At 42.8% G+C, this 5,592-nt stretch carries 3 protein-coding genes and 2 pseudogenes; 2 read left to right on the top strand and 3 right to left on the bottom strand.

All coding sequences use genetic code 11. From position 1 onward, the window contains the following. Positions 1–409 precede the first annotated feature (409 nt). Positions 410–1,147: a sulfotransferase-like domain-containing protein gene (locus F6K20_RS22250; protein ID WP_131826886.1), complete on the bottom strand. Its 738-nt coding sequence runs from the start codon at positions 1,145–1,147 to the stop codon at positions 410–412. A gap of 849 nt (positions 1,148–1,996) precedes the next feature. On the opposite strand from F6K20_RS22250, the gene F6K20_RS22245 reads away from it, so the two are divergent. Together F6K20_RS22245 and F6K20_RS40805 are read left to right on the top strand one after the other, a co-directional pair. Continuing rightward, a complete protein-coding gene (locus tag F6K20_RS22245) occupies positions 1,997–2,383 on the top strand; it encodes an SET domain-containing protein-lysine N-methyltransferase (protein ID WP_287296054.1) in 387 nt (128 codons plus the stop codon). Positions 2,384–3,570: 1,187 nt separating this feature from the next. After that, positions 3,571–4,550 (top strand): annotated as a pseudogene (locus F6K20_RS40805) (GMC family oxidoreductase). Here F6K20_RS40805 and F6K20_RS22230 read toward each other — a convergent pair. Both F6K20_RS22230 and F6K20_RS22225 read right to left on the bottom strand, forming a co-directional pair. Then, positions 4,547–4,942 carry a nuclear transport factor 2 family protein gene (locus F6K20_RS22230; RefSeq protein ID WP_008181649.1) on the bottom strand — a complete coding sequence of 132 codons (396 nt, stop codon included), beginning with the start codon at positions 4,940–4,942 and terminating at the stop codon, positions 4,547–4,549. The pseudogene F6K20_RS40805 and the gene F6K20_RS22230 overlap by 4 nt on opposite strands. Positions 4,943–5,122: 180 nt before the next feature. Beyond that, positions 5,123–5,592, bottom strand: a pseudogene (locus F6K20_RS22225) (hypothetical protein); the annotation flags it as partial.

Raw genomic sequence — 5,592 nt, 5'->3', positions numbered from 1 at the left:
TTACAGCTGCTGTGGATAGTAGTAAATAGCTTACGCAATTCAGCCATCGATACCCCTTAGTTGGTCGAGCTGTGATCTAACAGCAACAGACTCAGGGGTTATTTTTTTTGTGTAACAGCTCAAAAGCGTTTCCCAGCTACATACTAGTTGCATCACCTGTTACCAGCTCGCCTTACCCTGAAGTTATACATTTTGGTTAACTTTGCGAAAACCGGTACGCATACAGCCGCAGGGCAAACGCATCTAATAATTTTTTTAGTCCTGTATTATAGTATTTTATAAATTAAAAAAACACTATATTTGGAAAGTATCTTCTCAACAAGCACCATAAGCCAGGATTTATTGATAACTATCCCCGGTTACCCAACAAGATGCGTTTGCCCTGAGCTTGTTTGTCACCCTTTCGTTGTCACACAAGGCGATATTTGTATAATTCCCTGTAGATTTCATTGCACTGGGAAAGAAGGTCATCAAAGCGCTCCGGGATGGCATCGTTTTTGGGTTTGTAGGGGTGAAACCCGGTTGAGTTTCTCACCGTGTCATACCACTGATATTTAGACCAAATATCATCGGTTGGGTTGCCTTTAGACCAATTTAACATCGCATCTGTAAATTCAACCTCTACCGCTTCGCAGAGCAAGGACAAAGTATGGCGTGGGTTTTCCTGTAGGTCACGGGCATCGATTACCGGCGGAATGAGACCTGAATAGTCACGGACTATTTCAAACAATTGCTTAAGTCGTGGCATCCCTATGGTGTCCAATGTCGGATTAGGCCATAGCCGAAGATAAGATAGGAGCATCTCCTGAGGTTCACGAATCAGAAAGCAGTTGGTCAATTGGGGAACCCAACTAATGTCGATATGGGGTAGGAGTCGATATATCATAAACTTTTGGTAATAGATAGATTTGTCGTTTGGTATTGACCCGGTCGTCACTTGCTCTACAATCTTGACCCAGTCTGTTTCATAACGGTTGAGCACTTCGTCCATTCCCGGGTCTTTCCGACCAGTGACTGAAAGATAATGTGGATAAAACGGCTCGTCTTGTACAAAGGTATCCGGGCGATTTCCCCAAGAACGTAGTAGAACTGTCGAAAGACATCGTGGACTAGCCCACATGGCGATGCGTTTCAGTTGATTTGCCACTAAATCAATCTCCTTTCCTCGAATCAAGCAATGATAAAATTTAGCGATTATCAAGCGTTAATCATCAATAATTAAGAAGCATACCATTTTTGTACATAACACTTTTAATTAGGGTTTTAAACCCCAGAGTAAACGCAAGAATCAATAAGCCTTGCTCTATATCACATTTTGGCTCAATTTTTCTTGCGCTTACCCTGTTCCAAACCCTAGTATTATCGTTAGTTTTAGGGATAGATTTACCAAATTGGGATGTTCCCATCAATATATTACTTACGGCTTGTAAAAAAAAAATTTTTATGGTAATAAAATTATGACAAGGATTCAAATATCAGAGCCGGAGTAATCACATAAGGAGCAAAAAGATTCATAGCGTGCAAGTGTTGGGAGGGTCAGGAGGGTAACAAAACCATCCACAAGCAACACGAACAACTAAATCTGTTGATGAACCGCCTATATGAAAAGTAACGGCCACTATCTCCAATTCTGAAGTGTACCAGGTTCATGTTCACTCATACATTCAAACTGTAGAGGGAGGAAAAGTCCTTCTCAGAGGCCAGATTGTTGTATCCTAAAAGTCAGGACTTGAGATATAATCAATCATGGCTCGATTCATAAAAGATGACAACCGCACAGATGAACCTAAACTACTTCATCATCTTGAGTAGGTAGTTTTAGCGATCGCTTTTTTGCAGGGAGAGTGAACGGTTAAATAGTAACAATTGTCCCTGTCAGGTCTAACTCGTTGATTTGGACGGTGATGTTGCTAATTTCGCTAGATTGGGATGTAATAATATGGTAAAATAAACTATCATAAATTGATGGTTTAAAATTATAAATTGGAAATAATCAATGATTGAAGTCAACAAAATTCCTAATAAAGGAAGGGGCATTATTGCGACACAGGATATTCCCCAAGGAACATTAATTGAAGTTGCTCCTGTTGGTATTTTTTCTATAAACAAAATACCAAACATAAATGAAACGGAAATATTCAAGTATTACTTCGTAAAGCCGTTAGAGTATGGCAAAAGTAAAAATGTGACTGGATATCTTGTTTTTGGTTTAGCTTCTCTTTGTAATCACGCAGAAAACCCGAATGCTCGTGTGGACTGGATCGAAGATCAAATTGGTTTATGGTCACATTTGATCGCAGATAAAAATATTAATAAAAGTCAAGAAGTTACATTATTCTACACCAACATTGATGAGTATGCTGATGCCAACAAATTTGTTTAATCATTGTTAGCAAGTCCTGTGATATTTTTCATAAATCCTGATCTAATTTTCTGAGTCACATAGATTTAGTGTTTTCTAAATTTCAAAAACACTTTACCAGCTCGCCTTACCCTGAAGTAATACATTATTTTGGTGAATTTTTCGAAAACCCTTACCCATACAGCCGCTGTGGATAGTAGTAAATAGCTTACGCAATTCAGCCATCGATACCCCTTAGTTGGTCGAGCTGTGATCTAACAGCAAGACACTCAGAGGGTATTTTTTTTGGAACAGCTCAAAGGCTTGTCCCAGCTAAATACTAGTTGTCTGATGTCTGAGCAACCTTACGCTGAAGTTATACCATTGGTTAACTCTTTGGTTAACGTTGGGAAAACCCGTACGCATACAGCCACTGTGGATAGTAGTAAATAGCTTACGCAATTCAGTCATCGATACCCCTTAATTCCTCTGTCTGTGATCTAAGAGCAAGACAGGGGTATTTTTTTTGTGTAACAGCTCCAAAGGGTTTTCCAGCTACATACTAGTTGCCTGACGTCTGAGCAACTCCTCTTACTATCAACTTATACCTAAGGTTAACTTTCCGAAAACGCGATCGCATACAGCGGCTGTGGATAGTAGTAAATAGCTTACGCAATTCAGCCATCGATACCCCTTAGTTGGTCGAGCTGTGATCTAACAGCAACAGACTCAGGGGTTATTTTTTTGGGAACAGCTCACAGTAATAGGTACTATAGCTACATAGCAAAAAGCATAAATTGACTTTTGCCACAGACTCAATGTTAATTTTAACTACTCACATCAGCCAATAGTTCCATTTGAGCCTAAATCTAAGATGCTCTATAACTATATAATTGTCGGTGCTGGTTCAGCAGGTTGTGTCCTTGGTGACATACTCCCACACTGACTCTGCTCTTACAGAGCCGCTCCGCGAACGAGTGAGCGTGTGGGCTTCTTGCCAACTCCACCCAACGGTTAGGATACTCGGCAAGCTTTATTAACGACACGGGATGACCCTCCGCGCCGGAACAATACAAAAAAGTTCTATTTTTAGTTAGTAGGTGGCGGTTAGCTCTTAATTTGATAAACCCTACTGTTTTTTAGTATAGACGAAAAATAAAATATCAAAGTTCCTGTCCGCCATTCATCCCACGCCGACCTTTCGGCAAAGCCGACGCGGGGCGCGTTCGGTGCGGACGTGGGGCATAAGCGCGCATGAAGCTAACCGCCTCACGGAAAACCCCAACACTAGAGTATTGCTACTGGAAGCTGGCAAGCCAGACCGCGAGCGGTCAATTCACATCCCCATCGCCTTTCGCGCCCTATTCAGAACTGAATACGATTGGAGTTACTATACACAACCCCAAAGCAATCTGAACAACCGCAAATTGTTCTGGCCCCGTGGCAAGGTTCTAGGTGGCTGTAGCTCTATCAACGCCATGATATATATTCGAGGTCACCGCTGGAACTATGACCACTGGCACGAATTAGGGAATAAGGGGTGGAGTTTTTCTGAGGTGCTGCCCTATTTTAAGAAAGCCGAAAACCAGGAAAGGGGAGCGTCTGAATACCATGGCACTGATTGTCCGCTCAATGTCGCCAATTTGCGCTACACCAACCCCCTATCTCAGGTGTTTGTCGAAGCAGCTACAGAAATAGGCTTGGAAAACACCAAGGACTTCAACTGTCGGGAACCAGAAGGAGTAGGATTTTATCAGGTAACTCAGAAAAACGGTAAACGTCATAGTACCGCTGCTGCTTACTTAAAACCCTGCCGCCCAATTATCTAACTGATCAAACAGATTTACAGGTTTTGCTTACTGGCATCAAGCTGTGTCGTCAAATACTTCAGGCGTCAGCATTTGAGACCTTTCGGGGGGAGGAACTTTTCCCTGGAACTCAAGTCGAGCAACTCGATGAAATTGCTGCCTACATCCGCGATACCGCTGGCACATTGTATCACCCAGTTGGAACTTGCAAGATGGGGAATGACCCAATGGCAGTGGTTAACTCCCGCCTGCAGGTACATAGTATAGAGGGGTTACGAGTTGTAGATGCCTCAATCATGCCCACTATCGTTGGTGGTAACACGAATGCCCCAACCATAATGATTGCCGAAAAAGTAGCTGATTTGCTGATGGAGGAAGAGCCAACACCATTTAGGAATTAACCCTTAAGTTTACCCATCATTTCTGCTTCATTCCAGTAGGACAAAACCTTTTGAATCTTACCGTCATCATTAATTTCAAAAACACTGATGCCTTCAGCAGTAGCCTCACGACCATTCTTAGCAGACACCTGCATCCTCCACTTTACCGCTGCTCCATTGCCAGCAATAAAAATTTGCTCTTGTGAGATGTCAAAGCTGTTAAAGAAGCTAGACAGTAGTGCAAAGAACTTCTCCGAGTCCTCAGAGACGTTGATTGGTGGCTTTCCCACTGGGTCATAAATCACTGCATCTTCAGCAAAAATCTCTACCCAGCCACCTGGATTCATGGCTGCCATGTTAGCAAAATAGACATTGATGACTGATGCGATCGCTTCTGTTGACATAGTTTCCATCTGACTTCACCTTTATATTATCGGTTAAATTCTGCCCTTAGCGAATAATCCCAGCCAAAAGGCAAAAGGCAGATGTTTGACCCGGTGGTGCGTTACAGGGCGGGCTGTGCCAACCCTGGCGCTATAGCGGAAAATGAGGATGAGCCCGCCCTTAACGCACCCTACGTCACTAATCATTAATCATGGCAATAGCCATGCCAGAATACGTTTAGCAATTTTCTTAGGACCAGGCTTGGCCGAGAGCAAACCGGACAATAGCTGACGCAACATCCAAGGCGCAATCCTGATTAAACATGAACGTAGCAGCGATTGTAGTATTACTAGAAGTAGACCACAGGTGACTATGCCCACTATAATAATCAACCATCTCCAGGGTTGAGCAAGTATTAGCTGTAATACACCAGGAATTACCAGCACTGCCACAATCACCAGGATTATCATCAGCGCTGATAGTCCCCAAGCCAGCTTAGGCAAGTTTGGTGATGGTTTCAGGCGTAGCTGAGCCAAGATTTGAGTGATCAGCCAGTAATGAGCGTCAGCAATTTGACAACAAAAGTCGGGATTCTCCAGACAGTCTCTCTTGATCTGGTGAAGGATTTCTCCATCAAGGGCAATCACACTCCGCATCAGTGCCTGTGCTCGATCAACTA

It is taken from the genome of Moorena sp. SIO2C4, assembly GCF_010672485.1.
Taxonomy (GTDB): Bacteria; Cyanobacteriota; Cyanobacteriia; order Cyanobacteriales; family Coleofasciculaceae; genus Moorena; species Moorena producens.
This window is presented reverse-complemented; position numbering and strand designations above follow the sequence as displayed.

Bases quoted from the DNA above. Each gene is read 5' to 3' on its own strand.
- F6K20_RS22245 (WP_287296054.1), top strand. From the start codon at position 1,997: ATGATTGAAGTCAACAAAATTCCTAATAAAGGAAGGGGCATTATTGCG.
- F6K20_RS22230 (WP_008181649.1), bottom strand. From the start codon at position 4,942: ATGGAAACTATGTCAACAGAAGCGATCGCATCAGTCATCAATGTCTAT.